Below are 25,123 nucleotides of genomic sequence, written 5' to 3'. Positions count from 1 at the left end.
GAATGGGAAATTACGGATGTAATTCGTAAAAATCTTCCGTAAGGTAAAAGACCGTATCGACGAAAAAGAGGATTTTATTGTGAGATAAAACGTTTTCATCGTGCAAATCTTCAAAAATAATTCCAAGTGCAGGATTGTAATAATCGTGGTTGCGGGTATTGCGGAAACCGTTAAACTCCAGGAACTGATTCACCACGTTTAAGTCCGTCGGTTCATCGGCAGGAATGAAATCCTGCCTGACAACGGCATATAGTTTACCGCCTATTATTTTAAATCCGATCAATTCGTATCCGGTTATTGGAAATAAATAATTATGAATTAAAAGATTATTAAAATAATCGAGCCATGTTTCATAGAAAATGGCATCGTTGGTTTTCATAACCTGAAAATCGTTGAAACGATAGACCTTTTGTTCTGCTCCTTCCGTTATAAAGTAGTCGTCGTAAACAGTGTCCGTAACCCACAGGTGTTGAGTGGTGCAGAAGGTCAGTAAATGCTTTTCTTCTTCTTTTTTGACTGGCTTTTGCTTCTTACTTCCGCCGCTGATTTCCGCATTTCCTCTAAGGAAACGCTGTACGGTTTTGATCTTATCTGTTTCGCCAACCGGGTCATTTCCGAGAATGATATTTTGTAGTTCATCTTTTATTCCTTTCATTAATCTGTTGATAACGGGTTCCAACCGCTCCAAGCGACGCCCCCGCTTAGATGCTGGTCGCTTTCTTTAAATATTCGTAGATCGATTGCTGAGCGCGTACGGGCGGCTTATCGTTATGTTTAAACACGTTTTCCTGCTTCTCGTTGACCCATACCGCGCTTTGATTGTCGGCCAGTTGGATTTTCAGGATGTCGATGATCTGCTGTTTCAGCGGGATGGAAAGAATGGGGAACGCCGCTTCGATGCGCCGGTGCAGGTTGCGTTCCATCCAGTCGGCCGAAGCCAGATACACATCTTCCTCGCCTTCATTGAAGAAATACCACACGCGGCTGTGCTCGAGATAAGCGTCCACAATGCGGGTAATCGTGATGTTTTTGCTATACGGTTGATTGGGGACGAGGCAGCAGATGCCGCGGATGATCAAGTCGATCTTCACGCCCGCCTCGCTTGCGCGGTACAATGCGTCGATCATGTCGCGATCCTCCAGGCTGTTCATCTTCAGGATAATGTATCCTAATCCTCCGCTTTTGGCATGCTTGATTTCCCGCTCGATCATTTTATGAATATCGGGAACCATATTGAATTGCGCCACCAGCAAATGCTTAAACGGATGAACATAGGGCTTGCCTTCGAGTACCCTGAAAATTTCATCGATATCTCTGATAAATGCCTTGTTGGAGGTCAGTAATCCTTCGTCGGAATAAATGCGCGCCGTTTTTTCGTTGAAATTGCCCGTGCCCAGATAAGCATAACCCTTCAGCGGCTCATCGGCATCATTGCTGCGTTTGCGCACATATGCCAATTTGGCATGGACCTTCAATCCCGGCAAGCTGTAAATGATTTTGATGCCGGCTTGCTGCATCAGTTCCGACGAGAAGTAATTGTTTTCCTCGTCGAAACGCGCTTTGAGTTCGACGAAGACCGTTACTTTCTTGCCGTTTTTGGCCGCGCTGATCAGGCTGTTGATGACCGCCGAATTTTCCGCGACGCGATATTGCGTGACTTTTATTTCCAATACTTTCGGGTCAAAAGCCGCTTGCATCAGGAAGCGCAGCAAATAGTCGAACGATTGATACGGGAAGTTCAACAACACATCCTGTTTTCTCAGCACCCGCAGTACCGACGTGTCGGTTTCCAGTTCCGGTACGCGAAGTGGCGCCGGAAGTGTTTGCTTAAGGCTGTTGCCTACGGGATTGGGCAGTTGCGCCAAATCGGAAAGATTGAGATATCGTCCTGAAGGCAGCAGTTCTTCCTGTTCGATTTCGTATGCCTCACATAAGTAGTCGAGGAAATAGTCCGGCATATCCCGATCGTATTGAAAGCGTGTGACGGCTCCGATCTTACGCTTGCGCACTTTCCGGAGTATCCTTTCCGCGATGTCTTTCTGATCTTCGTTTTCGAGAGAGAAGTCGGCGTCGCGCGAAATCTTGATGCTGTAGCAATCCATGATGTCATATCCCGGAAACACATTCTTCAGATTCGCTTTGATGACATCATCGATAAACATTATGTAGTAATTACCGCCCAACGTCGGTAATTCGATGAAACGGGGAACCCTCGTATAAGGGATTTTCATAATGGCATACGTCAAGTGCGGCTTGTCGCCGGCCGTCTTCTTCTTTTTCTTTTTTTGCAAGCTGATGACCTGGTAGATGCGTCCGTCTTGTATGAAGGAATGGATGTCGTCAATCTGGATGATCATCGGCTGCAAATAAGGGAAGACTTCTTCGTTGAAATACTTTTCGACGAATGCCTGATGGAAAGGCTCCACTTCATGCGTTTGATAAAGAATGATATGGTTTTTGCGGAGTTCGGGCAAAATCATATCGTTAAAGATGTGGTAATATTCTTTTTCCTGAACCGTCACTTCGTTATTTATCTGCACCAGCGTATTTAGCGCCTCCTCAACGGGTTCGTCACGCCGGATGCTCTTTAGCAGCGAACTGTGATATCCCGAAACGCGCACCTTATAAAACTCCTCCAGGTTGGAAGAATAAATAGACAGGAACTTGATACGTTCGTAAACCGGCAGCCGTTCGTCCCGGGCTTCGAGTAAAACGCGGTAGTTGAACGAAAGCCAACTGATATCCCTCTTAAAGTATGTATATGGCTTATCTCCCATTATTTGATTCGTTTTTATTGTTTTTTCGAATTGAACGGTAAAAATACTAACTTTGCCGCAATAAAAAAATAAAGATGAAGAAAATAGGACTTCTTTCGGATACCCATAACTATTGGGATGAAAAATATGAAACGTATTTCTCGTCCTGTGATGAGATATGGCATGCGGGCGATATCGGTTCGTTGGCTTTAGCAGCTCGTTTTGAAAACCTGAAACCCTTTCGTGCGGTGTATGGAAATATCGACGATCAGGCTGTGCGGAGCGCCTTTGCCAAAACCCTTCGTTTTACCGTCGAGAATGTCGAAGTCTTAATGACCCATATCGGCGGATATCCCGGACGCTATGATCCGTTGATTCGTGCCGAATTGTACGCGCATCCGCCGAAACTATTTATCTGCGGACATTCTCATATTCTGAAAGTAATGTACGATAAAAAGCTCGAATGCCTGCATATCAATCCCGGTGCGGCAGGTAATTACGGCTTTCATAAAGTGCGGACGCTGATACGTTTTGTGTTGGACGAAGGGAATATCCGCGACCTCGAAGTGATTGAGATAGGAAAGCACGGTTAAAACTGTTTTGAAAAAAGAGTCATGACGATTCCTCCGATGCCGATTACGATCAGGATGGAACCGACGACGCGGTTAAGCAGCACAAGTCCTCTGCGGTTAAAGTGTTTTCTGAAGCGGGATAGAAAGGCGGTAAAAAAATACCACCACGAAAAATTTCCGAATGTTATGGACAATATCGCGGCGGTCAGATAAGCGGGGCCGTCGGCGATAGGGTTGAAGGCGAAACGGCTGTATAGGGTGATGATGACAAAGATAATTGCCGCATTCGAAAGCGTAAGGAAGAACGAAGAGATAAAGTCTTTCACATAACGGGTCTTTTGCGGTAAAATATCGGGCCGCCATCCTTTTAAGGGATTGGTGCGGAAAACGATGTAACCGAAGATGACTAAAACAGCGCCGCCCACGCTCTGGAAAATCAGCTCATTTTTTTCCAGCAAATCGGAAACCAAGCTTAAACCCATTAATGTGACAAACGCATAGATAAGGTCGGAGAGCAGTGCCCCCAATCCGGTTACCAATCCGTGGCGATATCCCCGGCTGAGGGTCCGCTGCACAACGAGCATATTGATTGGTCCCATCGGCGACGCTATTAAAAAGCCGATAATACATCCTTTAATAATCGTCTCGACCATATTTGTTGTTCTCTTTGGAGCATTTCATTCGGTACAAAGATAACATTCATTCTCATAACCCACAAAAAGAGATATTCATTCTACTTTTCCATTGCTTTTCATTAACTTTGCGGTTTTAAGAAGATTGAATAAAACAAATATGATCGCTTTTTTTAAAACCCCATCACGAAGTATTGTCGCAGTAGAGGCCGAACCGGCTTTATCGCAGGAAACCGTAGCGAAACTTATCTGGCTTTTCGGTGAAGCCGAACCGCTCGATTCGACTCAGATCGACGAACGTTTTATCGGCCCGAGGCGGGAAATGATTACGCCATGGAGTACTTGTGCCGTAGAAATAACCCAGAATATGGGCATTTCCGGTATCACGCGCATCGAAGAGTATTTCCCGGCGCAACACGACACGACTTACGACCCGATGTTGCAACGGTTGTATGACCGGCTCGACCAAACCATCTTCTCGATCGATAAGAAGCCCGAACCGATTATTTATATTGATGATATTGCTGCCTATAATGAACAGGAGGGATTGGCATTAAGTCCCGAGGAAGTCGATTACCTCAACGGGGTAAGCGCGAAGATGAACCGTAAGCTGACCGATAGCGAAGTGTTCGGCTTTTCGCAGGTCAATTCGGAACATTGCCGCCATAAAATCTTCAATGGTAAGTTTGTGATCGATGGGGAAGAGATGGAGAGTTCGCTTTTTCAATTAATTAAAAAAACGGCCAAAGTCAATCCCAATGGGTTGGTTTCCGCCTATAAAGATAATGTGGCATTTACGAAGGGTCCGGTGATCGAGCAGTTTGCTCCCGCAAGCGGCGATAAGCCCGACTATTTCTATAAAAAGGACATCGAAAGTGTTTTGTCCATCAAAGCGGAAACTCATAACTTCCCGACGACCGTGGAGCCTTTTAACGGTGCTTCGACGGGTACCGGAGGCGAAATACGCGACCGCCTGGCCGGCGGAAAGGGGTCGATACCCGTGGCCGGTACGGCGGTATACATGACTTCTTACCCGCGCCTCGAAGAGGGCCGGGCATGGGAGCAACGCATCGATCCGCGTCCATGGTTGTATCAAACGCCTGAGCAAATATTGATTAAGGCTTCCAACGGCGCTTCCGATTTCGGCAATAAATTCGGGCAACCGCTTATCTGCGGCTCTTTGTTGACGTTCGAGCATGAAGAAAACGACAAGAAGTACGGGTACGACAAAGTGATCATGCTCGCAGGCGGTATCGGTTATGCCAACCGCCGCGACGCCTTGAAGACCGATCCGAAAACCGGCGAAAGGGTCGTGGTGCTCGGCGGCGATAATTACCGTATCGGCATGGGCGGCGGCGCCGTCTCTTCGGTAAACACGGGCGAGTATTCGTCGGGCATCGAACTGAATGCCGTGCAGCGCGCCAATCCCGAAATGCAAAAGCGGGTGTCGAATGTGATCCGTTCGCTGGCAGAATCGGAAGAGAATCCGATTGTGTCGATTCATGACCACGGTGCCGGAGGGCATTTGAACTGTCTGTCGGAATTGGTGGAGCAGACCGGCGGCGTTATCGAAATGGAAAAACTGCCGGTGGGCGACAAAACGCTTTCGGCAAAGGAAATCATCGGCAATGAAAGTCAGGAACGCTTGGGACTGCTCGTGGAACAGAAAGATATGGAGCGCATGGAGCGTATTGCCGCCCGTGAGCGCGCTCCGATATACGACGTGGGCGAGACGACCGGCGACCAACGGTTTACCTTCCGTGAGGCGGACGGCGTTTGTCCCATCAATATGGAACTCGATGATTTCTTCGGCAAGCCTCCGGTGACCGTGATGGAAGATATCACGACCGATGATCATTATTCCGATCCCTATTACGGACATGAAAGTCTCGGCGACTATATCGAAAATGTATTGAAACTCGAGGCTGTGGCCTGCAAGGATTGGCTGACGAATAAAGTCGATCGTTCGGTTACCGGAAAGATCGCCCGCCAACAATGCCAGGGCGAAATCCAACTTCCGCTGAGCGATTTGGGGGCTATCGCCCTCGACTTTAAAGGCTATTCAGGTGTGGCGACTTCCATCGGGCATGCGTCGCAAGTGGCGATGATCGATCCGGCTGCCGGGTCGGTTATGGCGGTGGCCGAAGCATTGACCAATATTGTGTTTGCTCCGTTGACCGACGGGTTGCAAAGTATCTCGCTTAGCGCGAACTGGATGTGGCCGTGCCGCAATCCGGGCGAGGATGCGCGCTTATACAAAGCGGTAGAAGCCTGTTCCGATTTTGCCTGTGATTTAGGTATCAATATTCCTACGGGAAAGGATTCGTTGTCGATGACGCAAAAATATGGCGACGAGAAAGTGCTTTCTCCCGGAACCGTTATCATTTCGGCTGCGGGAGAGGTGAAAAACATCCGTAAGATTGTTTCTCCCGTGCTGGCTTATATCAAAGGAACGTATCTGTATTACATCGATTTCTCTTTCGATACCTTCCGGCTGGGGGGCTCTGCTTTTGCACAGACCTTGGGCAACGTGGGGGAAGAGGCCCCGACCGTTACCGATACGGAATATTTCAAAAATGCGTTTGAAGCCGTACAGGAACTGGTGGATAGGGGATTGATTCTCGCCGGACATGATATCTCTGCCGGAGGAATGATCACCGCCATGCTCGAAATGTGCTTCGCCAATCCCGAAGGAGGGTTGGAGGCGCGTCTCGATAAAATACGCCATGCCGATCTGATTAAAATACTTTTCTCGGAAAATCCCGGGGTGCTTATTCAGGTAAAACATCATCGTTTGGTGGAGAAAATACTGGACGACCACGGCGTCGGCTTTGCCATCGTAGCTCGTCCGGTTCAGGAACGGACATTGATCATCGAAAAAGGCGACTTCCGTCAGGAATTCGATATCGATCGCCTTCGCGATGTGTGGTATCGGACCTCCTATCTGCTCGATCGCCGACAAAGCGGGGAAGAGTGCGCCAAAGAACGGTTTGAACAATATAAGCATCAGCCGTTGCAGTTCCGTTTTGCACCGTCCTTTACCGGCAAGTTCGCCGATTTGGGCATCGATCCGGCCCGCAAAGAAGCGTCGGGCATTAAGGCGGCGATTATACGCGATAAAGGAACGAACGGAGAGCGTGAGATGGCTTATGCCCTATATTTGGCCGGCTTCGACGTGAAAGATGTACACATGACCGACCTGACCTCGGGTCGCGAAACGCTTGAAGACGTGCAAATGGCGGTTTTCTGCGGCGGATTCTCTAATTCCGACGTGCTGGGATCGGCCAAAGGCTGGGCCGGAGGATTCCTTTACAATGAAAAGGCGAAAACGGCGCTTACAAATTTCTTCGCACGGCAAGACACGTTAAGCTTAGGCATCTGTAACGGCTGTCAGTTGTTGATGGAACTGGGATTGATTTATCCCGAAAAAGGGGCGGAGCATCCGAAGATGCAGCATAACCGTTCGCATAAGTTCGAGTCGTCGTTCGTCAGTGTGGAAATCCCGAAAAACCGGTCGGTCATGTTGCAATCGCTCGAAGGTACGACACTGGGCGTATGGGTGGCGCACGGGGAAGGACGTTTTGTATTACCGGGCGACGAAGCCGACTATGGCATTGCGGCAAAATATAGTTACGGTGCCTATCCGGGCAATCCCAACGGGTCGGACTTCAACACGGCCGCCGTGTGTTCGAAAGACGGGCGCCATCTGGCGATGATGCCTCATCCCGAACGCAGCATTTTCCCCTGGCAAAACGCCTGGTACCCCTATGTGTTCCGCAAACATGACGTGACGCCTTGGATGGAGGCTTTTGTCAATGCAAGGGAATGGATTAAAAAACAATAACGCCGTTTAACGGCTGCGTGCCGTTTGACGGAATAGAAATAAATGTATGAAGAAGGCTATCTTTGAATACGACATGAAGGTACGCGACTATGAATGCGATGTGCAGGGGCATGTGAACAATGCCAACTATCAGCATTACTTCGAGGCTACGCGCCATGAGTTTCTGGAATCGGGGGGACTTAACTTTTACAGTCTCCATCAGCAGGGCATCGACGCGGTGGTTTCGCGCGTAGAAATACGGTATAAGCAACCGTTGCACGGAATGGACGAATTCCGGTGTACCGTGGCGCGGATTGAGCGTGTGGGACTGAAATATATCTTCCATCAGGAAATCTTGCGCATAAAAGACGAAGCGTTATGCGCCAAAGCAAAGATCGAGGTGGTGTGTCTCGTGAACGGCAAACTCTCGCGTCCCGATATTTTCGACGAGGCGTTTAAGATGTATGATGTATGATGTATGATGTATGATGTATGATGACCGGAGACTGTAGACTGTAGACTGTAGACTGATGACTAATAAAGCGCTCTATCAGATAGCGCTGACGTTTATTCCGGGGGTGGGAGTGATGCATGCGCGTAACCTGTTGCAGGTAATGGGTGATGAAGAGTCTGTGTTTAAAGGGGATATACGCCGGCTCGAAGCCATACCGGGCATTTCGCGGCGTTTGATTGGGGAGATACGCAATGCGGAAGTATTACGCAAAGCGGAAAAAGAGCTTCAATTTGTAGAGAAGAACAAGTTGAGGCTTCTCTTCATTGGCTCGCCCGGCTATCCCGAGCGACTGGCCAATTGCGTCGATGCGCCGATTGTTCTGTATGCAAAGGGGGATGTCGATTTTAACCGTGAAAAGATAATCAGTATTGTCGGAACACGGAATGCAACCGATTATGGCGTGAGCAGTTGCCGGAAGTTCGTAAGTGAATTGGCTGTCCGTTTCCCCGATATGATGATTATTAGCGGACTCGCTTACGGAATCGATATTTGCGCTCACCGGGCCGCTCTTGAAAGCGGATTGTCGACCGTGGCCGTATTAGGGCATGGTTTGGACCGGATTTATCCGTATATACACCGCCATACAGCGGTGGAAATGATTGAAAACGGTGCTTTATTGACGGAATTTACGAGCGGCACCGGCCCGGAGAGACATCATTTCGTGAGGCGCAACCGCATTGTGGCGGGCATGGCCGATGCGGTGGTTGTCATCGAGTCGGGAGAAAAGGGCGGGTCGTTGATTACGGCGGATATTGCCAACTCATACTATCGCGAAGTGTTTGCATTACCGGGACGGGTGAGCGATCGCTGGTCGTCGGGATGCAACCGTTTGATAACCGATAATAAAGCAGTCTTATTGCAAGATACCGATCAGTTTATCGCCCACATGGGATGGGAGCCTGCGTCTATGCCCTCGGTTGCTGTACAGAAAGAACTCTTCACGGATCTGACGGAGGAAGAAGAGCGGGTAGTCTTGGTTTTGAAAAAAGCGGAATCGATGCAGGTGAATGCGTTGGCTATCGAGTTAAACACCCCGGTGTCGGAGCTTTTCTTTACGCTTTTGGAATTGGAGATAAAGAATGTTGTCGAGTCGTTGCCGGGAGGAATGTATAAATTGATGTGAAAGCCTGCTCTTTAACCTTTTATTTTTAAGTAATCTGTCGACGATTTTGCAGATTCTCACCAATAATTAATAAGGCTGTAAAAAATCAGGGGGCAATTAGCGTTATCCGTGAGAAAAACTTTCAGCGAAGTGCCGATAACAGCGTATCATGGTTATGAAATAGTTCACCCCGAACTTCAGCGACAAGTGTTGTTGGATAAAATTATTTGGAGCAACGATTGGCCGGTCATAAGGTCGAAGGTGCCTTCATCAGGGGCGGAGGTTCCCGAGTGGTAAGTTCTGTTTTATGATAAAAACGATAAAGAAGCTGAAGACAGGCCGCGGATCCGTCACTATTTTAAATAGTCGGCCCTTAAAAAGTATATTTCATTCAGAAAATCCGATGGGTATCATTTGTCTTACCCCTCGGATTTTCTGTTTTTCGCCCTCTAATAACAGTTTTCGGATTAAGCCCAAAAGAACCCTCATGGCTCTTTTGAAGTTATAAGCTGCTGCAGCCAACAAAACATTGATAGCATCCCCAAGTATGCCTTTATAAAAGTTTCGCCCTAAACGATGATCCGTCTTCAGATGCCCGATGGTAGGTTCTATTCCTGCACGCTTGCAAAACAGCTGATGTTTTTTCTTGCGTTGATAGGATGTGTCTTTGGCTTTTGGCGTATCAGGAATCAGTATCTGCGTCCCGTTTATCTCTTTCTTGCCACGATAGCCCCTGTCTCCGGCTAATCGCTTGATACTTTTTCCAGTCAGCCGAAATACCTGTTCCAAGCTCTTCTGAATCGTATGCCCATCATATTCGTTGCGGAAAGAGCTGGCACCAAGAATGACGCCTGTAGCAGAACGTATAATGGATACTTTGTTACCAAATTCATATTTCTTGTGTTCTTTACCTTTACTGATGCATTGAACATCAGGCTCATGGATGGAATAAATCTTATGGGGAGAATTACGACGTTGTAAGAGTATCTTTTCAAAGATGGACAGTAATTCATCATATGCTCGATTCTCACCTAAATTACGTTTGAGTTCTCTGACCAGACGCCCGGTGATTGTACGTAAACGCTTATCAGCTTTTAGCGCTTTTTTCCGGTTCTTGGGATGGTTACGAAAACGTAGATCCCGATAGATTCCTTTCAAAATAAAAGTGTATGACTGACGCAGGGGCAGATTCAATTCTTTTACAATCTTAAGCACTTTGCCAACTATCTTTTTGTGCAGTTTGGCATCTGTGGGATAAGTTACATTCTTTTCCTGTACGGTAGAGTCTATAAAGACAGTTCGATGATGATCCTCATCGCTCTTGTCATCATTTACACGAATGCTTTCAGCAAGAATAAGCTCTATTCCCTTTTCACCTATCCGCCGCCGAAAATGCACAAGCTCGGATGCATTGCAAGGAAAAGACGGCATAAATTCATGCATACCGCAGAAGTATTGAAAATAAGCGTTCTCACTCCATTGTTCTACAACAGACTCATCAGAGATGTTACGCAGATGTTTGAGGATCAGTAAACCACACATCAGACGGATCGGTTTAGCCGGACGACCGTTATCTGAACAGTAAAGAGGGGTGAATGCTGTTTCAAACACGGCCCAGTTAATTTTGCCAGAGAGTTTATGCAAAGGGTGCTGCTGATTCAGTAAATCATCCAGGGATGAAAACAGAGATCGAGAGGAGGGAGTTGTATTTATCATAAAAATCTGCAAGTTTCTATGTCCAAAGATACAAAAAATTGCAGATTTACCAAAAGAATTATGATATTATATTACTGCTAATCAGTATATAAATGACTTATTAAGGGACGACTAAATAACCCTGGCACACCTCTATCTGTAAGCGGCCTGTGTTATCAATATAAATAACATCAATAAACAGTATAGAAAAAATCAGCGTAGAGCATACCAAAAAGTGGAAAGACGATGAATTGCACAATGTTGATGACACCAAAACATAAATCTACCGTACCTCTTTTTGACGAAAAGTTTTGGTTGGCATTTTAGGGTGACGCATTGTCGAAGTCCGCAGGATTATCCTTATAATCTTCGTGTCTTTTGTCTTGATTTATGTTTTTTCGTCTTTCCAATGTTAAATGTCAAAAATATTAGTGTTAATATCAATAATTATAGTTGCTGTCGCAATGAATTCCTCTACATTTGCAAAGTTTTGACAATGTAATTTTATTGCCATTAAAATATGATACAAGGAACAGACATAATATTTTCTCAACCCCGACCGTTGATGCAGTTAACGAAGGTTAAAATAACGGGGGGGGGGGTATTTACATTATTTAACCAAATAGTTTTTTCTCTTTCTATAGTGGCGGCTTCCGCGCCTCTGTTTTCTTTTCTCTATACTCCTGAGCGCTTTTTCGGAAATTCTCATTCTTCCCATATTCTTTCTTTTAAGGAAAAATCCGTCTGCGGTTTTCATCCTAAGGATACATTTTCTTTTCCGTTTCTTCCGGTTACTTTTCCGGAAGGGCTTTGTTATTTCCGTTCGTGGCGGGAAAAAAGCAGAAATAAGCCGTTATCGGGCTTCCTGTCCTTACCGCTCGAGATTCGCATTTTTATTCATTCTATATATTTTCAATATCAATAGTTAGATAATCATGAAAAGATTAACAATTCATTTTGTCCGGTTGGCAACAATCGGTTTAGGGACCCCGGGGCATAACACCCCGAATGTGTCCGAAAAGAATACCGGCATGTCGGTGTTGGAACTTCCGGTTTATCCGGATGTGGCGATCAAGCCTCCAAAAGGTTCATTCACGATAAAAAGGAGGTGAAGAGGGCAAGGACGAATTATCGTCCGGTAAAACATTCTATTATAAATCTATTTATTAATCTAAACAAATGAGAAAAAAGAATTGGAAATGTCTATTTTTTAGCATCTTCTTTCTATTGGCGTTCATTTCTTGTTCTGAAAAAAACTCCAAAAATGAAGAGCCTGAAATTCCTTATGATCCGAACAAACCGGTTGAATTTACATCATTTATCCCGGAAACAGGGGGAATGGCTTCTCAAGTGATTATCAAAGGTTCTAATTTGGGAACGGATGCCGATCAATTAAGGGTTTATTTCAACAAGAAAAAGGCGAAAGTAGTTAAGACTAACGGTAATCTGGCTTACGTTCTAACACCTAAATTACCCGGAGATACTTGTGAAATTTCGATCGCTGTAGGTAAAGACTCTATTGTCTCAGACAAACGGTTTTATTATAAAACCATGGTTCAGGTTTATACGATTGCCGGAACAAGAGAAGAACAAAAAACCGTAGATGGAACCTTAGCCGAAGCTCGCTTTGACAGGCCCTTTTATTTAGCCGTAGATAAAGAGAAAAACATTTTTGTGGGAGAATGGCCTTGTCGCGCCCGTATGGTGAACGAAGAAAAAAATCTGGTAATGACGCTCTATCAAAGCACGGCAAGCGGAGAAATGATGTCGGGATGTACGGATAATAAAAATGAAACATTTTACTTTCCGATGAACGGCGCGCCCTATTATTTCGAATTCAATCCCGAACAACAATGGATTGCAAGGAGAATCAATCCGAGCATACGGCAAGGAGATGATTTTAAACTGGATGGCAAATATTCGTTTGCCATGAGTGAACTCGACAGTATGTTGTATACGATTACCACGAACGGTGAACTGGTAAAAATCAATCCTAAAACGCATGTCGCTTCCCTCGTTAAAAAAGGTATTCTAAAAGAATTCATACAAACAAAATTACAAGTGTATCTCGCTTTTCACCCCATCGACAAGGACATGCTTTATTTTGTAAATCCATCCTCAATGAATCCTGCTGATGGGCCGATAGTGGGTACCGATCGCATCTACCGGATGAATATGCGTACGTTGAATTATGAAGTGTATGCCGGATCCGGTATAAAAGGACATCAGGATGGGCTGAAGGAAACGGCGGAATTCAATAATCCCTGTCAGATATGTTTTGATAAGGATGGGAATATGTATGTGGGGGATACCGATAATTTTTGTGTGAGAAGGATTTCTACGGAGGGGGTAGTTTCCACCATCTGTGGAATTCCCGGAGTATCGGGTTATGTGGATGGCGATCCGGATGTGGCCCTTTTCAATCGATTTTGGGGGATGAAGATAGACGAAGAAGGTAAGTTGTACATTACCGATTATTACAATCAATGTATTCGCAAGTTATCAATTCAATAATAACATGGAAAAGAATAGTAAAACAAAATATAGGAGCATAAAATGCGCATTGGCCGGATTATTAATGTTTTTCCTTAGCAATACTCTGTTCTCACAACAAAGCGCAACCAAGTTCACTTTGGAGGGAACGGTGTTTAGCGAACAGGACGAAACCCTGATAGGCGTGAATATTCATTTAAAAGATCGCCCAACCACGGGATGGGCGACAGATTTTAATGGAAAGTTTTCCGTTCAAGTTAATAAAGGAGATATCTTGATCTTTAGTTATATAGGATTTCAAGATCTTGAATACCAAGTTACGAAGCCTGACTCACACGTAAAAATAGTAATGAAGCAGGCTGTTCAGGAATTGGAAGAAATGGTGGTGGTAGGTTTAGGGCAACAGCGTAAAGCGAGCGTTGTCGGGGCCATTACCTCTGTAGATGTAGGTTCTCTGCAAGTTCCTGCAACCTCCATCAACAATATGTTGGGCGGACGTGTAGCAGGCGTCATATCCATGCAGTCGAGCGGCGAACCGGGAAAGAATATTTCGGAATTTTGGGTGCGCGGAATCGGGACTTTCGGTGCAAGCAGCGGCGCCCTTGTTTTGATAGACGGATTGGAAGGTACGTTAAACCAGATAGATCCTGCGGATATAGAATCTTTTTCTGTCTTAAAAGACGCATCGGCTACCGCCGTGTACGGTGTTCGGGGAGCGAACGGAGTTGTTTTAATAACAACCAAAAGAGGAGGTTCCGGAAAACTGAAAATCACGACAAGATCGAATGTAAAACTTTCGCTTTTGAAAAGACTGCCCGACTATTTAGATGCTTATGATTATGCCACGTTGGCAAATGAAGCTTCTGTCGTATCGGGAAATCAGCCGAGGTATTCGGATATACAATTGGAACTGATTCGATACGGATTGGATAACGATCTTTATCCGAATGTGAACTGGCAAAAAGAAATCCTGAATACCGCTTCCTGGCAGAATACTCATTATATCAGCGCTCAAGGAGGAGGAACCGTAGCCCGGTATTTTATGAGTTTGGGGATATCTTCGGAATCCGCCGCATATAAGCAAGACGAGTCCAGTAAGTACCGGAAAGATGTCAGTTATAATACGTATAATTACAGAGCGAATTTAGATATCAATCTAACCAAAACAACCCAGTTATACTTAGGTTTGGATGGTTACATATCTATCAATAATCTTCCCGGTATGATGGATACCGACTGGTTATGGTCTTCGCAAGCTCAACTGACCCCTTTAACTGTGCCTACAAAATATTCTAACGGCCTGTTACCGGCATACGGCAAAGACGACCTTATTTCCCCATATGTTTTGCTCAACCACACGGGGATGAGCACCAAGGAAGATTACAAAAACATGGTAACGCTTGCCGTAAATCAGGATTTGAAATTTATAACCAAGGGATTGACGGCTAAAGTTCAGGTCGCGCTTGATAACCGGGCTTACCTTACCGAAAAGCGTCATAAAATGCCCGACCTGTATAATTCTTCGCGCCGTACGCCCGATGGTGAACTGGTGATGATAAAGCGAGTGAATGCCTATGACGCAAAATACGAGTCGAATGAATCCCAATGGCGGAAATATTTTTTGGAGGCAAATATTCATTACGATAATATTTTTGACCAAAAACATCGTATAGGCGGATTGCTTTATTATTACATGAGTAGTGAAAAATGGACGATTTATCGCACCAGTATGTTGGCGATACCTAAAAAATATCAAGGCATTTCGGGGAGGGTAACCTACGGCTTTAAGGATGCGTATATGATTGATGCGAATTTCGGTTATACCGGGTCGGAGAACTTTAAAAAAGGCGAACAGTTCGGATTTTTCCCTTCCGTAGCCTTAGGATGGGTCCCCTCACAATATGAGTGGACACAAAAGAATATGCCGTTCCTCAATTTTTTGAAACTTCGCGCATCTTACGGCACCGTAGGAAACGACCGTATCACAGATGATCGTTTTCCATACCTGACTATCGTCAACACGAATGCCGCCGGAGGATGGGGCGGTTCCGGCCTCATCGAGACCGTTGTGGGAGCCGACAATCTGAAATGGGAAAAGTCAACAAAGGCGGATGTCGGAATAGAAGCTAAATTATTAAATAATAACCTGGAATTTGTTTTGGATGTATTTCACGACAACCGGGAAGGAATTTTTCAACGCCGGACACAGTTGCCGGCATGGGTAGGCTCCATGACCATGCCTTACGGTAATGTCGGATCCATGGTAAGCTATGGCGCTGACGGAAATGCAAGTTATACACATAAATTGAATAATGATTTGTCGTTTACCATTAGAGGAAACTTCACCTATTCCACAAACAAAATAAAAAACTGGGAACAGCCATATCAGAAATACGACTATCTATCTTATAGCAACAAACCTTACAATGTCCTTCGCGGATTTAAAGCCGTCGGGTTGTTTAAAGACGAGAAGGATGTGCTTAATAGCCCTACACAGTTCGGGAATGTACGTCCCGGCGACATTAAATATAAAGATGTAACCGGCGATGGAAAAATTACGGATGACGACAAGGTTCCTCTATCGTATTCTCCGTTTCCTCGTTTGATGTACGGTTTTGGCGCGGAAGTCAGATATAAAGATTTTACTTTGGGATTGTTGTTCAAGGGAAGAGGACGAACCGACTTTTTCAAAAATAACAATGGATACGGTTATCTGCCTTTTTACGGGGGAAATACGGGAAACGTACTTTCAATGGTAAAGGATCAGTCCAACCGATGGACGCCTGCGTGGTATTCCGGCGATCCGAAGACGGAGAATCCCAATGCGATATTTCCGCGTTTAACGTACGGAAAAAACGAAAATAACGATAAGTTTTCTTCGTTTTGGCTCGGGGATAGCCGATATCTGCGTTTTGAAGAGCTTACCGTAAACTATAATTTAAGGATGGCGGCGCTAAAAAGATTACTGGGGGTAAATTCTATCGATTTACAATTTGTAGGTCATAATTTATATGTTTGGGATAAAGTGAAGATTTGGGACCCGGAGCAAGCCGATAAAAACGGATATGCATATCCGCTCCCGATGACTTTTGCCTTACAGATATATATTAATTTTTAAAGGAAAAAATATACATATGAAAAAGATTATAATGGCTATTATTGCCGCAATAGGGTCGATCATGATGATGACATCTTGCAATTATTTGGATGTGAGCGATTATTTTGAAGATACGCTCAATATTGACTCTGTTTTCTATACAAAAGTAAATCTTGAAAAATATTTATGGGGAGCGGCCGCTTTATTCCCCGACGAAAGCAATATTTTCCGTAATAGTTATTATCCTGCCATACTTGGCAGCGACGAGGGCTTTTCCATGTGGGAAGATGATTATGCGCCGCAAAAGTTCCCTATTGATGAAGTAACAGCCGATAACTTGGGAAGCATGAATATATGGACGCCCATGTACCAGATTATACGCAAAGCCAATACCATTTTTGCACGAATAGATGAGTGTAAGGAGCTTACCGCGCAAGATAAACGGGAAATAACAGGTTATGCCCATTTTATGAGAGGCTACGCTTACTATTTTCTCCTGTTGAATTATGGTCCCATATTGATTGCGGGCGATGAAGTATACGAAACGAGTTTGGCTCCAGAAGCTTACCAAAAATACCGCTCTACGTATGATGAAAGTGTGGAATATATTTGCAATGAACTTGAAACGGCCGCAACCTACATCCCCCCCGTTGTGCCTATAAATACTTTCGGGCGGCCTACAAAGGGCGCTGCTTACGGGTTGATTGCGCGACTGAGGGTATATGCGGCCAGCCCGTTATATAACGGAGGACAGGCTGCAAAAACTTATTTCTCGAATTTCGTCCGTCAGGGCGATGGAGTGCATTATATTTCCCAAACGTACGACGAAAAGAAATGGGCCGTTGCGGCAGCCGCCTGCAAACGGGTTATGGATATGAATTATACGCTGCATACGGTCGAAGCCCGCGATGATACTCCCAAATTGCCGGAAGGAATTGTTTATGATCCCGATTATTATAAACCGTGGCCTCAAGGGGCTGGGAATATCGATCCATACCGCTCTTATGCCGAAATGTTTAACGGGGAGACTTTAGGATTCAAGAATACGGAGTTCGTTTTCGGCAAAAATTCAGGCGAAATAAGTTATGCAACTCTATTATCATTTCCTGCCCAATTTGGCGGATGGAACGGTTTTTGTGTGCCGCAAAAAATCATCGATAATTATAAAATGATCGACGGGAACGATATCAATCATTCCAGCGCTCTTTATCCTTACCGTGAGAATGGCTTCACTACTACCGATCAGACTTTTTCGGGGTATATACTGAAACCCAATGTGAATTTTATGTACACGAACAGGGAAGCCCGTTTTTATGCAAGCATAGGCTTTAGCGGTTGTTTATGGCCGATGAATTCTACCACTGAAAACGGCAAATTTATGCAACAGGCGTTTTATTCGGTTGACGGAAACTCCGGCTCAAGCGCCGCTACGCAAGGTGATAAACGCAATTATCCCATAACCGGTTATGTACTGAAAAAATATATTCATCCTGACGATGCCTGGAGCGGTGCAAACGCGGCCGTATTAAATAAATCGTTCCCTATTGTGCGTTATGCGGATATCCTGCTCATGTATGCCGAATGCCTGAATAATCTCACTCAAAGCCACACCGTTTCGATTGGAGAAAACGAGCCTCAAACTTTTTCGCGCGATTTCGAAGAAATAAAAAAGGCCTTTAATCAAGTCCGTTATCGAAGCGGACTTCCCGGTTTGAAGCCGGAAGAGCTGAATACTCCCGACGCTTTTTTTGAAGCGTTAAAAACAGAACGCATGATTGAGTTCCTGCACGAAGGATTACGGTATTACGATGTCCGTCGCTGGGGAATTGTAAAAGAAGAAGAGGCCGCGCCCATTATGGGTATGGATACGGAAAAAACGGAAAGATCGGGCTATTATAATCGCGTAATATGCAATTATAAAACAGTCCGTAACCGTGTTTTCAAGGATAAGATGATTTTACTTCCTATCGACAGGCAGGAAATAAAAAGAGTTCCGACGCTCGATCAAAATCCGGGTTGGGAAAATTAATAATAACTGATTCTAAAAGAAAAAAAGATGAAATCCATAGTAAAATATTTATTGATAGCAGTGGCGTTTATTTCATTTATCTCTTGCGAAGAAGATTTATTAAATGAAGAACACTATAAGAAAATCATTTATCTGAAAAGCGGCGATAATAATATATTTTCTTACCCTCACCTGATGAATGATTCCTTAACTACCGGTTATATAACGGCCGGCAGTGGAGGATCGATGCCGTTGGATAAAGACCTTGCCGTAACAATCGTGACAGATAGTGTTGCGTTGGAACATTTAAATTCATATAATTTTCGGTATTTCGGTTCCGAATATGGAAAGTATGCCCGGCTGTTGTCGGCCGACCGTTATTTGCTTCCTTCCCATGATGCAATTATTAAAGCAGGAGAACCTTCGGCTACGGCCTTTGTTCCCATAGAAATTGATGTGAATGGTTTGTCTCCCGACACTACCTATATATTGCCTTTTAGGATTAGCGATTCAAAGGGTTATGATATAAATACAGAGAAAGACTTCGTTTTATATAAGATCGATTTGGAAAATGCGTACTCTTCGGTAAAATCCAGAACGTATAAGATGAGGGGCAGTAAACAAATGGAAGGAGGGATGTCGTCCAACATCACGACCAATAAAACCGTACTTCCGTTAGCGAAGAACCAAATCCGGTTGTTCCCTGAAAACCTTTCTGTATCCGCCGATTTGAATGTCATTCGAAATTCCGCGATCGTATTAATCATTCATGAGGATAATTCGGTGCGTATTAAACCTTATGGAAATATAGAAATAGAACAATTGGAAGATTGCGCATATGACCCCGAAGAGAAAAAATTTACGATTAATTACAAATATCGCAGGCCTTCGGATTCGGAATGGACTACGGTTCATGAAACGTTGACGCGAATAGAATGATATTCTTTCAATTAAAATAGAACAGATATGAAAAAAATAGTTTGCATATTATTGGTATTCTCTGTGTGTTTTTCCTGTAAGAATGACGATACGTATCTTGAAGGAACGTATTTATCGCTGTCTCAAACAAATGTAGACTTCAGTAGCGATGCACAGGAACAGGCGGTTGAAATAATCAATGCCGGGGATGATACGAAAGCCGGAATAACATCGGAAAACAGTGACTGGTGCCAAGTTTCAATCAAACAAAATCAACTGCTGATTAAAGTTTCCGGCAATGATTTGGTGACAAGTAGAATCGCTAAAATAGAAGTAAGCAGCGCCAACCAAAAAGTAAGTCTTATGGTGCGGCAGGCACGTAAATATTTTACTCATATTGCAGCCGTGAAAAATCTGCAAGCCATACCCGGCCCGGGGGAAGTGAAATTGAAATGGACGGAACCCGAAGAAGATAACTTTTCTCATGTGGTTGTTACTTACCAGATAAATAATCAACAACATAAATTAGTTCTCGAAAATGGAGTTACGGAATATACCATTAAAGAACTATTGAATGCCGATGGGGAACATACGTTTTATGTTCAATCCGTTGATAAAGATAGGGATTTAGGCGAGGTTGCATCGGTGGCGACGATTCCCGGAAAGTTAGTCGCTTTTCGATTCGAAAAAGAAATCGATACGCAATGGATACCTTATTATTTGAGAAATTCAAATAATAAAATAGTAACTTTGCGAATTGGAAGTGCCGAATTTAATGATAACGAACAGTCCGTAATCAATTTTGAAGTTGACGAAGGTTTATTGCAAGCGTACAGGGAGAAAACAGGATTATCTCCCGAACTGTTGCCGGCGGATGCCTGCCCGATCCCTCAAGATTACGTATATACGGGAACGAGCGCTTATCAAAACCTGAGTTTGCAAGTGGATGTGTCAGCCTTGCAAGATCGGCATGTTTATGCCTTACCACTCAAAATTAAATCGGTATCTTCCGCTTCTGTGAGTGAAATGATGAATTCGGTTGTCATCGTATTTTACGTGGATGACTTGGAAGGATGGTACACGGTGGACCGATTAGCCAAATGCGGGGAAGGAGCGGCACAGTATCCCTCGAATCCTGAAAAAAGACGTCGTTACATCAAACGTACCGGCGATTTGACTTGGGAAACCGGATACCTTTTCAGGGCGTATTCTACGGGGAAGGATCAGACCAGCAGCGGAACATCCGTACAATATATCTCGATCGACCCGGACACCAAAAGCATTGTCATTCAGCAAAACGGTTATCCGGTAAGTGATAATTTAAACGCTTACGATTTACAGAATAATGAATTAAATGTAGAATACCTCTATCGCGACTGGGCCGGATGGTGGACGCATGAAAGAATGTACAACAGGACGTTGACGAGATGAGTCTTTTGATACGATAATGAATTGTGTTGCCGCATGGCATGCGGTTTAGAGTGTATGTATAAATATGGATTATGAAAAGAATGAAATTATTTTTACTGCTGTTGCTGGGGCTTTTAACCGGCAGCGCAAATACGTTCTGCGGAACGCATGAACAAGAGAATTTTGCGGAGAATCCCGAAGAGAAAAACAGCAAACCTGTCTCCAAACCTTCCAAGCAGACAGAATTGAAAGTCCTGCAACTTAATGTGTGGATGGGAACGACAATGGTTCCCGGCGCCTTTGGTGGACTGGTGGATTTTATTGTGCAGTTGGACCCGGACGTTGTGCTTTTATGTGAATTGAAAAACGAGGGCGACCTAACGTACAGTTATAAACTGGTAAACGCCTTAAAAGAAAGAGGCAAATCCTATTACGGGGAAAATCTTACGCTGGATGTGGGGATTCTTTCGAAATATAAAATCGATAATCCGGAGCCGCTCAAGGATGCCGGCTCCATCTTAAAGGCTTCCATCGATATCCGTAATCAAAAAATCGTCCTCTACTCGGCTCATTTGGATTATACCCATTACGAATGCTATCTTCCCCGGGGATATAGCGGCACGACATGGCAAAAAATCGAAGCTCCGGTAACGGATGCCGATTCTGTCCTTCAAGCAAACCGTATCTCCACAAGAGATGAATCCATTAAGGCTTTTTTGGCAGATGCGCAAAATGAAACCGGCAACGGCAATATCGTGATCATCGGCGGTGATTTTAATGAACCCTCTCATCTCGATTGGCAGGAGGATACTAAAAATCGTTGGGATCACAATGGGGTGGTGATTAATTGGGACTGTTCGTACATGCTTGCAGAAGCGGGCTATAAAGATTCTTACCGGGAAATTTATCCTGATCCGGTAAGGTTTCCCGGGTTTACGTTCCCTTCAGCCAATAAAGATACCGATGTTAGCAAGTTGTCATTTTGTCCCACTGTAGATGAGCGGGACCGAATCGATTTCATTTACTATCATCCTTCACCGGCTGTTAAATTGACGGATGCCCGCATTGTAGGGCCGTCGGGTTCGGTATATTATGGCGAAATGAGAAAGCACGATGCGGAGGATGTTTTCATAGAACCCAAAGGTGTTTGGCCGACCGATCATAAAGGCTGTTTGGCAACGTTCAGGTTGAAAACGGCGAAATAACGGGTAAGTATCATCCTCGCTTGCGGGAGTTTTGAGATACCGGTTTACATGCGAATGAAAATAGGAAGTTGTCCTGATGGACGAAAGTTCCGCCAAAATATGAGTGGTAAGGACGTCCTAATAAAGTATTATCGTATTATTGCATAACTATATTTTAAAATTATAACGAGCTATTGATTTAATTAAGACAAAAGTTACAATGAAACCCTTTTATTATTTTATTCTATTCTCTTTTTTATGTTTTCAGTTGACAGCCAAAGATCGAAAAGCGGTCTTCATCATTATTGACGGTGTCCCGGCATATCAAATTGAACGATTACATACTCCTGCAATATTTGATATTGCATCTAAAGGAGCTTATGGTAGAGCTTATACGGGGGGCGAAATCGGCTGGTATTCGGAAACCGCTACTATCTCAGCAATTGGGTATACGAACCTACTAACCTCAACTTGGTCGAATAAACATGACGTTAACGGGAACTCTAACTTGAAACCGAATTATAATTACTGGTCTTTATTTAGAATTGCAAAAGAACAGCCTAAAGTGTACAAAACAGCAATATATTCTAGTTGGTCGGATAATCGAACTGTTTTACTAGGGGAAGGTAAACCTGAAACGAACCACTTGAAAATAAATATCGCAAAAGACGGATATGATCAGGATGCCATCCATTTTCCTCATAAAGAAAAAGATCTTCATATTTTCGATATTGATGAAAAAGTTTCTATTGAGGCAGCTAAAAGTATTCGAGAAGATGCTCCCGATTTGAGTTGGGTTTATTTATGGTATACTGACGATGCTGGACATAATGAAGGAAACGGTGCCGTTTTTGATGAATATGTTAGAAAAGCGGATAAGCAAATTGCGCGTATTTGGGAATCAATAAAATATCGCGAATCTCATTTTGATGAAGAATGGATGATTGTCGTGACAACAGACCATGGGCGCACAGAAAATGGGTACAGTCATGGGGGGCAATCTTCCTGTGAACGGACTACTTGGATTTCCACAAATGTACCCGTAAATAAATATTTTAGAAATGAAAACGTCGCAATTATCGATATTGCTCCTTCTATTTGTCGTTTTATGGGATTCAGTATACCTGATCCGGTATTATGGGAGCAAGATGGAATACCATTTACCGGAAAAGTGGATATCTGTGATATGAAGACCCGAACTTTCGATCAGACGGTTTGGCTTTACTGGAATTGTCTATCAAAGAATGCCGAAGTGACAATATATGCAGCATGCGATAACAAATTTAAGGAAGGGCAACAAGATGAATGGATCAAACTGGATGTAGTTCGCGCTTCAAAAGAAAAATATCAGGTCGATCTAAATTCTTTGCCCTCTTCCAAATTCTATAAGTTTGCATTAGTCACGCCTAATAATCATCTGAACAGATGGTTGAAAAAATAAACCTGTATTTCAATTCACACTTGTCTGTTGTCCAATAATTTTTTTTTAATCGAGTAGGGGAAAACTATTTTTGTTTTCTCCTGCTTCTGTTTTTTGACCTCTCTCCATCGTATGTGCTGTTCAGTATGCGGGGTCCCCTCCCTACGATATAACTTTACAATTTTGTTTTATTTGGTATAGTCATCCACACAGCATAAGCATAATATGAGGTTCTTATTCCGCAGACCGAGAGTTTACTGTCGACTTCTTTCAGATTCCCCTCGTGGCGGAACCCTTGTCTTTGGCTAATGGAAGGACACCGCCTCGTAGGAACTACCGCTAAGAAGTAGCGGAAAAGGGCTTTATTCACATGAGTTATTGTCGTGTTAAAGTCCTTGTACCTAAACCACATAAAGGCAAATTACTAACAAGCCTTTCCAAAAACTTTTTCCTATAATGGCAAAATTATTCATTTTGCCGCCGATGCTATCTATGCCACTAACAAGACACGCAAATATGTTCTTCATCCCCTTCTCCCATTTATACCGGTTTTGTGCGCAAAGGGAGACACGCCCGTGATGAGGCCGAAAGAAGCAAACTGTGCTCTTTGTTGTCCAAAGAGTGGTCAACCCGCCTGGAGGGTAGCGGTACGGAGAAAGAACATTACAATCTGCGCAAGGTCAAAGCCCGAACCGCGCAAACCGAGATACTCTGGATCCTGTTTGGCATTCACACGGCTAATGCCGTGAGGTTGGCCCGGAGGGAACAACAGGAAGAACACAAGGCAATAGCATAGATACTCAATGATAATAGCCAAAAGGAGATGAAGCGCTTCCCCTGCCCATACTCTCAAGGATAATCTCCTGTTTTCATAGTTAAATGGTGGAGAAAAATAAAAAACGCTGGAAAACGTGAAAAAGGAATACTGTTACCGTTCTCCAGTGCTATTTTTTTTATGAATTTAGCAAAAGGGCTTATTTTAAATAATCCCTCGCAGATTTTGCAGATTGATTCTCCCCGGTAATTAGTAGGACTGTAAAAAATCAGGGGCAATCAGCGTTATCCGTGAAAAAAAGTTTCTCCCTGCCGGTACAGGATATTCTGATCCGTGCCGGCAGGGAGTTCATCTTTTACCAAAGTCCTTGAACAATTCCGCATTTTTATTCCTGAGATTTTCATTTTCGATTTTGAGTGCGGTATTTTCGGCCACCAGATTTTTCAATTCATTGAGCAACCGATCAACCACATTTTCGGGATTTATTTCTGGTTGTGGTTTCGATTTCAACATTTCCCCCTTACCGGTAAGAAGCCACTCGGGTGAAATCTCAGGATAGACGGATAAGATATTTTCTAATTTATCGACACCGATAGTGCGTTTGTTTTTTAATTGCGAACCAAAAGAACCATTTGAGAACCCTACATTCTCTTCAAATTTCTTTATATTAATACCTTTATAATCAATATATTCTTTGATTCTCTCCAATGTCCCCATAAAATAA

At 44.0% G+C, this 25,123-nt stretch carries 18 protein-coding genes; 13 read left to right on the top strand and 5 right to left on the bottom strand.

The features are described 5' to 3' along the window. Positions 1-10 precede the first annotated feature (10 nt). Both ABNK31_RS12060 and ppk1 read right to left on the bottom strand, forming a co-directional pair. A complete protein-coding gene (locus tag ABNK31_RS12060; RefSeq protein WP_418892757.1) occupies positions 11-655 on the bottom strand; it encodes a hypothetical protein in 645 nt (214 codons plus the stop codon). Positions 656-701: 46 nt separating this feature from the next. Next, complete coding sequence (ppk1, locus tag ABNK31_RS12055; protein WP_418892756.1) at positions 702-2,777, bottom strand: polyphosphate kinase 1; 2,076 nt, start codon at positions 2,775-2,777, stop codon at positions 702-704. Between the two features lie 74 nt (positions 2,778-2,851). Here ppk1 and ABNK31_RS12050 point away from each other — a divergent pair, with 74 nt between their 5' ends. Next, positions 2,852-3,349 (top strand): metallophosphoesterase family protein, encoded by a 498-nt coding sequence (locus ABNK31_RS12050; RefSeq protein ID WP_418892755.1) that lies wholly within the window; start codon positions 2,852-2,854, stop codon positions 3,347-3,349. Here ABNK31_RS12050 and ABNK31_RS12045 read toward each other — a convergent pair. Beyond that, on the bottom strand, positions 3,346-3,927 hold the full coding sequence (locus tag ABNK31_RS12045; RefSeq protein ID WP_418892754.1) for a LysE family translocator: 582 nt from the start codon (positions 3,925-3,927) through the stop codon (positions 3,346-3,348). The genes ABNK31_RS12050 and ABNK31_RS12045 overlap by 4 nt on opposite strands. Positions 3,928-4,120: 193 nt before the next feature. Between ABNK31_RS12045 and purL the strand changes: the two genes are divergently transcribed. Genes purL through dprA form a run of 3 tightly spaced genes read left to right on the top strand, consistent with a single transcriptional unit; the run spans position 4,121 to position 9,420 of the window. Next, the gene (gene purL, locus ABNK31_RS12040) at positions 4,121-7,804 is read left to right on the top strand and encodes a phosphoribosylformylglycinamidine synthase (protein ID WP_418892753.1); all 3,684 of its coding nucleotides are present in this window, start codon (positions 4,121-4,123) and stop codon (positions 7,802-7,804) included. A 46-nt stretch (positions 7,805-7,850) separates the two neighbouring features. Beyond that, a complete protein-coding gene (locus tag ABNK31_RS12035; RefSeq protein WP_418892752.1) occupies positions 7,851-8,258 on the top strand; it encodes an acyl-CoA thioesterase in 408 nt (135 codons plus the stop codon). Positions 8,259-8,313: 55 nt separating this feature from the next. After that, positions 8,314-9,420, top strand: coding sequence for a DNA-processing protein DprA (dprA, locus tag ABNK31_RS12030; protein ID WP_418892751.1), 1,107 nt, complete (start codon positions 8,314-8,316; stop codon positions 9,418-9,420). A 366-nt stretch (positions 9,421-9,786) separates the two neighbouring features. On the opposite strand, the gene ABNK31_RS12025 is transcribed toward dprA, so the two are convergent. Further along, positions 9,787-11,115, bottom strand: a complete 1,329-nt coding sequence (locus ABNK31_RS12025) for an IS5 family transposase (protein WP_418892750.1) — start codon at positions 11,113-11,115, stop codon at positions 9,787-9,789. Positions 11,116-12,029: 914 nt separating this feature from the next. Between ABNK31_RS12025 and ABNK31_RS12020 the strand changes: the two genes are divergently transcribed. The 9 genes from ABNK31_RS12020 (at position 12,030) to ABNK31_RS11980 (ending at position 24,420) form a co-directional block, all read left to right on the top strand. Continuing rightward, entirely contained in the window at positions 12,030-12,206 is a 177-nt protein-coding gene (locus ABNK31_RS12020; protein ID WP_418892749.1) for a hypothetical protein, read from the top strand. A 67-nt stretch (positions 12,207-12,273) separates the two neighbouring features. Further along, positions 12,274-13,608, top strand: a complete 1,335-nt coding sequence (locus ABNK31_RS12015) for an IPT/TIG domain-containing protein (protein ID WP_418892748.1) — start codon at positions 12,274-12,276, stop codon at positions 13,606-13,608. 4 nt (positions 13,609-13,612) lie between these two features. Beyond that, the gene (locus ABNK31_RS12010) at positions 13,613-16,705 is read left to right on the top strand and encodes a SusC/RagA family TonB-linked outer membrane protein (protein ID WP_418892747.1); all 3,093 of its coding nucleotides are present in this window, start codon (positions 13,613-13,615) and stop codon (positions 16,703-16,705) included. 16 nt (positions 16,706-16,721) lie between these two features. After that, positions 16,722-18,713 (top strand): RagB/SusD family nutrient uptake outer membrane protein, encoded by a 1,992-nt coding sequence (locus tag ABNK31_RS12005; protein WP_418892746.1) that lies wholly within the window; start codon positions 16,722-16,724, stop codon positions 18,711-18,713. 27 nt (positions 18,714-18,740) lie between these two features. Continuing rightward, on the top strand, positions 18,741-19,631 hold the full coding sequence (locus ABNK31_RS12000; RefSeq protein WP_418892745.1) for a BT_3044 domain-containing protein: 891 nt from the start codon (positions 18,741-18,743) through the stop codon (positions 19,629-19,631). Between the two features lie 27 nt (positions 19,632-19,658). After that, a complete protein-coding gene (locus ABNK31_RS11995; RefSeq protein WP_418892744.1) occupies positions 19,659-21,041 on the top strand; it encodes a BT_3987 domain-containing protein in 1,383 nt (460 codons plus the stop codon). Positions 21,042-21,112: 71 nt separating this feature from the next. Further along, complete coding sequence (locus ABNK31_RS11990) at positions 21,113-22,225, top strand: endonuclease/exonuclease/phosphatase family protein (RefSeq protein WP_418892743.1); 1,113 nt, start codon at positions 21,113-21,115, stop codon at positions 22,223-22,225. 199 nt (positions 22,226-22,424) lie between these two features. Beyond that, a complete protein-coding gene (locus tag ABNK31_RS11985; protein WP_418892742.1) occupies positions 22,425-23,645 on the top strand; it encodes an alkaline phosphatase family protein in 1,221 nt (406 codons plus the stop codon). A 532-nt stretch (positions 23,646-24,177) separates the two neighbouring features. After that, entirely contained in the window at positions 24,178-24,420 is a 243-nt protein-coding gene (locus ABNK31_RS11980) for a hypothetical protein (RefSeq protein ID WP_418892741.1), read from the top strand. A 327-nt stretch (positions 24,421-24,747) separates the two neighbouring features. On the opposite strand, the gene ABNK31_RS11975 is transcribed toward ABNK31_RS11980, so the two are convergent. After that, on the bottom strand, positions 24,748-25,107 hold the full coding sequence (locus tag ABNK31_RS11975) for a hypothetical protein (protein ID WP_418892740.1): 360 nt from the start codon (positions 25,105-25,107) through the stop codon (positions 24,748-24,750). Positions 25,108-25,123: the final 16 nt, after the last annotated feature.

Origin of the sequence: Limibacterium fermenti (genome assembly GCF_041902845.1) — a bacterium.
Taxonomy (GTDB): Bacteria; Bacteroidota; Bacteroidia; order Bacteroidales; family Dysgonomonadaceae; genus Limibacterium; species Limibacterium fermenti.
Note: the sequence above shows the minus strand (reverse complement) of the source record. Positions and strands in the feature narration are given on the sequence as shown.

Excerpts from the sequence above, each read along its gene's own strand:
- ABNK31_RS12060 (WP_418892757.1), bottom strand. The coding sequence starts at position 655 with ATGAAAGGAATAAAAGATGAACTACAAAATATCATTCTCGGAAATGAC.
- ppk1 (WP_418892756.1), bottom strand. The coding sequence starts at position 2,777 with ATGGGAGATAAGCCATATACATACTTTAAGAGGGATATCAGTTGGCTT.
- ABNK31_RS12050 (WP_418892755.1), top strand. The coding sequence starts at position 2,852 with ATGAAGAAAATAGGACTTCTTTCGGATACCCATAACTATTGGGATGAA.
- ABNK31_RS12045 (WP_418892754.1), bottom strand. The coding sequence starts at position 3,927 with ATGGGACCAATCAATATGCTCGTTGTGCAGCGGACCCTCAGCCGGGGA.
- purL (WP_418892753.1), top strand. The coding sequence starts at position 4,121 with ATGATCGCTTTTTTTAAAACCCCATCACGAAGTATTGTCGCAGTAGAG.
- ABNK31_RS12035 (WP_418892752.1), top strand. The coding sequence starts at position 7,851 with ATGAAGAAGGCTATCTTTGAATACGACATGAAGGTACGCGACTATGAA.
- dprA (WP_418892751.1), top strand. The coding sequence starts at position 8,314 with ATGACTAATAAAGCGCTCTATCAGATAGCGCTGACGTTTATTCCGGGG.
- ABNK31_RS12025 (WP_418892750.1), bottom strand. The coding sequence starts at position 11,115 with ATGATAAATACAACTCCCTCCTCTCGATCTCTGTTTTCATCCCTGGAT.
- ABNK31_RS12020 (WP_418892749.1), top strand. The coding sequence starts at position 12,030 with ATGAAAAGATTAACAATTCATTTTGTCCGGTTGGCAACAATCGGTTTA.
- ABNK31_RS12015 (WP_418892748.1), top strand. The coding sequence starts at position 12,274 with ATGAGAAAAAAGAATTGGAAATGTCTATTTTTTAGCATCTTCTTTCTA.
- ABNK31_RS12010 (WP_418892747.1), top strand. The coding sequence starts at position 13,613 with ATGGAAAAGAATAGTAAAACAAAATATAGGAGCATAAAATGCGCATTG.
- ABNK31_RS12005 (WP_418892746.1), top strand. The coding sequence starts at position 16,722 with ATGAAAAAGATTATAATGGCTATTATTGCCGCAATAGGGTCGATCATG.
- ABNK31_RS12000 (WP_418892745.1), top strand. The coding sequence starts at position 18,741 with ATGAAATCCATAGTAAAATATTTATTGATAGCAGTGGCGTTTATTTCA.
- ABNK31_RS11995 (WP_418892744.1), top strand. The coding sequence starts at position 19,659 with ATGAAAAAAATAGTTTGCATATTATTGGTATTCTCTGTGTGTTTTTCC.
- ABNK31_RS11990 (WP_418892743.1), top strand. The coding sequence starts at position 21,113 with ATGAAAAGAATGAAATTATTTTTACTGCTGTTGCTGGGGCTTTTAACC.
- ABNK31_RS11985 (WP_418892742.1), top strand. The coding sequence starts at position 22,425 with ATGAAACCCTTTTATTATTTTATTCTATTCTCTTTTTTATGTTTTCAG.